Genomic DNA, 6135 nt, shown 5'->3' on the forward strand with positions numbered 1-6135 from the left:
CGTCCTCAGTGGGTAGGAGTGCGCCTCATTGGAATACAACTTGGACGATTTGGAAAGGATTGGTATGGCATTACTTCATTGTCAAAAAAGCCGGCTACAGGATAAATATTGAACAGATCGCTGAATGGGATTGGTTTTTGGATTTGCTCGATTGGCCAGCGGATCATAGGTCTATCGTTTATAGGCGTAAAAATATCTGGTACTGGTTTCAGGAGCTGGCTGCCCTGAATGTTGTATTGCACGATGGGGGGCTTTGTTTTTTTGTATATGACCAGATTCCAAAAGGTATAACGCCTTGGCTAAGGATTAAATGAAAAATCTTAAATGAGTATCAAAGGGATAGGGTAAAGCGGAAGGTTACAATTACTAAGAACTGCAGTGCTGCCTAGTGACATTTACTTTATAAAACAAATAGGTAACTGATGAGCATTCACCTGCCTAACAATTTGAAGCATAAAATGTCAGCTTCAAATTGTTAGCATAAAGTGTCATTTTCGGACATTTTATGGGTGACCCGATACTTTCGTAGCGGGGGTTTGATGTGTGGTGCCCAGGAAAGGACTTGAACCTTCACGGCCGTAAAGCCACCAACACCTGAAGCTGGCGTGTCTACCAATTTCACCACCTGGGCATGCTCAGCAAGCTGAGGCCGCGCACTATAAATATCGGCTATGGGGCTGTCAACAGGGTTTTCGGTTTTATTTGTAGGTTTGTCATGGTTGCTGCCCTATAATCCTTCTATAACCTGCCAGGAACGTTCGAAAACGCCAATATTGACTACAGGATGCTCAATTGACTAAACGTAAAACCCCGCCCCGCGATGCTTTCGCCGCGCGTGAAGCCGAAAAATACGAAAACCCCATTCCCAGCCGCGAGTATATCCTCGACCTTCTCGATAGCGCCGATCAGCCCGTTACGCACGAACAAATGTGCGTGATGCTCAAGCTCACGGGTGAAGACCAGATTGAAGCCCTTCGCCGCCGTTTGATTGCCATGGCGCGCGACGGCCAACTGATCAGCAACCGCCGCGATGCCTATGTACGCCTCGATAAGATCGATGTGGTGCGCGGCCGTGTGCAAGGGCATCGCGATGGCTACGGGTTTGTGATTCGCGCCGATGGTGGCGAAGACATCTACCTGCATAACCGCCAGATGCGCAAAGTGTTTGATGGCGATGAAGTAATTGTGCGGCTTTCGGGTGAGCAATATCGCGGTAAAGAGGAGGGCGCGATTGTCGATGTGCTCGTCCGCAATACCACGCAATTGGCCGGGCGCTTTTTCAATGAAGAGGGCGTGCAGTTTGTGCGCCCGGAAAACCCGCGTATTACTCATGACATCATGATTCCGTTTGGCGCCTATGGCGGTGCCAAGCATGGGCAAATTGTGGTGGCGGAAATTACCCAGCAGCCGGATAAAAACCGCCTGCCCACCGGCCGTGTGATTCAAGTGTTGGGCGACCACATGGCGCCGGGCATGGAGATCGAATTGGCGATTCAGGCGCACGGCATTCCAAGCGAATGGCCGAGTGCTGCGCTTGCCGAAGCAGCTCTGTTATCTCACGAGGTTTTGGAGAAAGATAAGTTACATCGTGTTGATGTGCGTCATTTACCGTTCGTCACTATTGATGGCGAAGACGCGCGCGATTTTGATGATGCGGTCTTGTGTGAGCGCCGCAAAGGCGGCTGGCGGTTGTATGTGGCGATTGCTGATGTATCGCATTATGTGCCGGTAGAAAGCGCGCTGGATATAGAAGCGCGTGCGCGTGGCAACTCGGTGTATTTTCCCGATTATGTTGTGCCCATGTTGCCCGAAGCCATCTCTAACGGTTTGTGTTCATTGAACCCCCATGTTGATCGTTTGTGCATGGTGTGTGAAATGACAATCAGCGATTTAGGTCGCATCACCGGCTACCAGTTTTATGAAGGTGTGATGCATTCCCATGCGCGCCTGACCTACACTAAAGTGGGAGAGATTCTCACTGGTGAGGGCGATACACGCGTTGCTTTGCGCGAAGAATACAAAGCGGTTGTTCCGCAGCTCGAACTCTTGCATAAACTTTATCAATGCCTGCGTATTGCGCGCGATGAACGCGGTGCAATTGATTTTGATACCGTTGAAACACGCATCCAATTTAATGAAGAGCGCAAAATCGAACGTATTGTTCCGATTAAACGTAACGACGCGCACAAATTAATTGAAGAGTGCATGCTGTGCGCGAATGTGTGTGCCGCGCAATTTATTGAAAAACATAATTTGATTGGTTTGTTCCGCGTGCATGAAGGCCCGACGGAAACCAAGCTCGCCAATTTGCGCGCGTACTTATCTGAATTAGGTTTGGGCTTGGCCGGTGGCGATAAGCCTACGCCGGGCGATTACCAACAATTGCTGCAAATGATTCAGGATCGCAGCGATGGCCATTTAATCCAGACAGTGATGTTGCGCAGTTTGCGCCAGGCGATGTATCAGGTGGAAAACCACGGGCACTTCGGTTTGGGTTATGAAGCTTACACCCACTTCACTTCGCCGATTCGCCGCTATCCGGATTTGCTGGTGCATCGCGCTATTCGCTCGGTAGTGCGCGGCACTGAACCGACTACCCATGTGCGCCGTGTTGACACAGCCAAAGCAATTCCCAAGAAATTTATTTACCCTTATACCGCGAGCGATATGGTGGTATTTGGTGAGCAGTGTTCACGCACCGAACGTCGCGCCGATGAAGCAACACGCGATGTGGTGAGCTGGCTGAAATGCGAATATCTGCGCGATCAAGTGGGCGCTGTTTATGCGGGTCACGTGAGTGCGGTTACCAGTTTTGGTTTGTTTGTCGAATTAAACGATTTGTACGTAGAAGGTTTGATTCACATCACTTCATTGCCGCACGATTATTATCGGTTTGAGCCGGCGCAACACCGCTTAATGGGTGAGCGCACGCGCAAAGTGTTTGGGCTTGGCGATGAGTTGGTAGTGCGTGTTGTGCGTGTGGATTTGGATAACCGCAAAATCGATTTTGAACTCGAATCTGCCAATGCGATTCGCCGCCCCAAATCAGCGGTTAAACCCAAGGTTGCCAAACGCGGTGCGTCTCAATCACCAAATAATAAAAAGACAGAAGGTAAAAAAGCTGGCGGCGGCAAACATTTTGCAGCTCCCGTTGTAACCACGTTTGGTGGTGTAACTGGAGACAGTAAAAAATCATCATCAGGTATTGTTGTTAAAAAAGCCGCGAGTGAAAAACCGGCAACTAAACAATCTTCCACCAAACAATCTTCCGCAAAAACGGCAGCTGCTAAGCCTTCTGCAAAAGTAAAAGCGGACAATACTAAAAAACCAGCAGTTAAAACCAATGCTGGTGGCAAAAAGACCAGCGCAGCGCAACCGGCAGCAAAAGCACCGGTAGTAAAAGCGCCAGTCGTAAAAACCGTTGTTGCTAAAAAGATTGTGGTGAAAAAAGTGGCAGAGGCTGGTGTCGCCCCCACCGCTGCGTCGGCTAAAAAAGAAGCCGCGCCAGCAAAAAAAGTGACAGCGACTAAAACACCTGCTGCGAAAAAAGTATCAGCACAGAAACCTGCAAGTGCAAAATCCAAAGGTGAGGTTGATCATGGCCGTAAAAATGCGAAAGCTGCAAGCAAGGCAGCGCCAGCAACAGTTCAATCGCCTGCGCCAAAGGCAACAAAAGGCAAGGCTGTCACTGGGGCTGCGAAGACAACTGCTAAAAAACCGGTGGTTAAGACTAAGGCAAAGGATTGATCGCTGGTTACAAAGCGAAAACTTTGTACTCGACGAAAGACTGAACCGTGAAATTTATGTTGTGAAAGATCGCATCTTGCGCGAGCGTGAAACGCGGCTCTCTGAGCGCTAGGCCTGCGCAAGTGTTAATACTAAAAGTTAGGTAAGTGTTTTGAAACGTGAACATATTTTTGGCCTGCACTCGGTGCAGGCATTATTAAAAAGTGCACCGCAACGTGTGATTGAAATTTACATGGTGCAAGGTCGCAACGACCAGCGCCTGCAAAAAATTGTCAGTGCGGCGCAAAGCAATGGCATTCACTGTCAGGTAGTCAACCGCAATAAACTCGATGAGTTGGTGGGCGATGAAAACCATCAGGGTGTAGTGGCGATTTGCACGCCCGGTGAAACCTACGATGAAGCTTATCTCTTCAAGCTGATTGAAAACCTTAACGAACCGGCATTTTTATTGATCCTCGATGGCGTCACCGATCCGCACAACCTGGGTGCCTGTATGCGCTCGGCCGAAGCGGCGGGTGTGCATGCGGTGATCGCACCCAAGGATAAATCAGTCGGCATTACGCCCATTGTGCGCAAAGTTGCCTGCGGTGCGGCCGAAGTGCTGCCCTTTATTCCTGTGACTAATTTGGCGCGCACGCTGAAGAATTTGCAGGAAAAAGGTATTTGGCTGTTTGGTGCTGCGGGAGAAGCGGAGCAATCCGTATACGAATGCAATCTCACCGGTCCGATTGGTATTTTGATGGGCGCTGAAGGTGATGGCCTGCGTCGCCTGACGCAAGACACCTGTGATCATTTGATGAATATTCCTATGGCGGGCACGGTTAGTAGTTTGAATGTGTCGGTTGCAACTGGTGTTTGTCTGTTTGAGGCAGTGCGTCAGCGTCGTCCTGTATAGGTCATATCGGCAGCAATATAAGCCGTTATTTCCCAATCATCTATCTCCCTATTCTTTTTCGCAATTACGCAAAATTTTTATTCTAAAGAAATAAAAATATTGCGTAATTGTCATCTTTTGGTCATATCCATGATTGCCATCGCCTGAAACGGGTGATATATATGGCAACGTTGTCATTCGATATTTGATTTACACAATAATAATTCAGGCATGGACTTGTCTGATGAGTGTGACCAGAAGGAACTCGCAACGAGTTACCGGGACTGGTGTGTTTCCCAAAGTACGGGCAATTTATTACGTAGCGTAATAGATAAGTACTGATCCACGGGAGCGCCCGAAAAAATTCTCAACCGAGTCAAAAAAATCCAAAGAAATTTTTTAATTTCTTTGCGGCATCCTTTTGTCCAAAAAATTACAAAGAGAGTGAGGGGTCTATGAATAAATCATTATTAGCACTGGCCGCGTTGTGCATGAGCGGCCTATCAACCAGTGCGCTTGCCATTAATTGTTCAAGCTTTCCTGTGTGGAATAGCACTGCCGCTTATGGCGGTGGTACCCAGGTGCAAGAAGCCGGAAAGGGTTACAAAGCCAACTGGTGGTCACAGGGCCACAGCCCGGCTAGCTACTCTGGCCAGTGGCAAGAGTGGACACTGTTGGGTGCTTGTGACGGCGCTGTGTCATCTTCCTCCAGAAGTTCTGTTGCGCCGTCTTCATCTGCTCCGAGTAGCGTTGCACCCAGTTCAAAATCCTCCAGTTCAATTGCTCCTTCCAGCTCATCTGTTTCTGGTGGCAATTGCACATCGCCACAATATGCTGCGGGCACTAGTTACGCAGCTGGGCAATTAGCGCAAAACGCAGGTAGCGAGTATCGCTGTACCGTTGCCGGTTGGTGTGGTTCAACTGCCGCATGGGCGTATGCCCCGGGTACTGGTGCGCACTGGCAGCAGGCGTGGGAGCTGGTGAAATCCTGTGGTGCTGCTTCCAGCAGTGTACCTAGCAGTGTTGCGCCCAGTTCGAAATCATCATCGTCGGTTGCGCCTTCTTCAAACTCTTCCACCAGTGTCGCAAGCAGCCGTTCATCATCCAGCGTCAGCGGCAATAACCGCGTACCGGGCGATGCAGCAGCACTGCCAAAACATGCGCTGGTGGGTTACTGGCACAACTTTGATAACGGCAGCGGTGTAATCCGTTTGGCCGATGTCGATGCATCCTGGGATGTGATTGTGATCGCCTTTGTGGATGACGCCGGTAATGGTTCGGTGGATTTCCGTCTGGACCCTGCCTTGAACAAAGCGCAATTTATTGCTGATGTTGCGGCAAAACGCGCGCAAGGTAAAAACATCGTGCTGTCTTACGGCGGTGAAAAAGGCACTGTGACTTTGAACAACTCCACCAACCTCGCCAACTTCGTTAACAGCACCGCGGCGATCATCAATGAGTACGGTTTTGACGGTGTGGATATCGACCTGGAAAGTGGTGCTGGTGTGATGCAC

The 6135-nt window shown here is 49.6% G+C and carries 4 protein-coding genes and 1 tRNA gene; 4 read left to right on the plus strand and 1 reads right to left on the minus strand.

What is annotated here, in order from left to right; genetic code table 11:
- A partial coding sequence (locus tag ACWA6V_RS15490; protein ID WP_449523336.1) for a hypothetical protein occupies window positions 1-314 on the plus strand: 314 nt, incomplete at its 5' end.
- Window positions 315-544: 230 nt separating this feature from the next.
- Here the strand turns inward: ACWA6V_RS15490 and ACWA6V_RS15495 are convergent.
- A tRNA-Leu gene (locus ACWA6V_RS15495) sits at window positions 545-631 on the minus strand.
- Between the two features lie 161 nt (window positions 632-792).
- Between ACWA6V_RS15495 and rnr the strand changes: the two genes are divergently transcribed.
- From rnr to ACWA6V_RS15510, 3 genes are all read left to right on the plus strand, one after another.
- Window positions 793-3747: a ribonuclease R gene (gene rnr, locus ACWA6V_RS15500; protein ID WP_449523337.1), complete on the plus strand. Its 2955-nt coding sequence runs from the start codon at window positions 793-795 to the stop codon at window positions 3745-3747.
- A gap of 151 nt (window positions 3748-3898) precedes the next feature.
- A complete protein-coding gene (gene rlmB / locus ACWA6V_RS15505; RefSeq protein ID WP_449523338.1) occupies window positions 3899-4642 on the plus strand; it encodes a 23S rRNA (guanosine(2251)-2'-O)-methyltransferase RlmB in 744 nt (247 codons plus the stop codon).
- A gap of 434 nt (window positions 4643-5076) precedes the next feature.
- Window positions 5077-6135: glycosyl hydrolase family 18 protein (locus ACWA6V_RS15510; RefSeq protein ID WP_449523339.1), on the plus strand; the 1059-nt coding region annotated here is incomplete at its 3' end.

This window comes from Cellvibrio sp. (genome assembly GCF_053579595.1).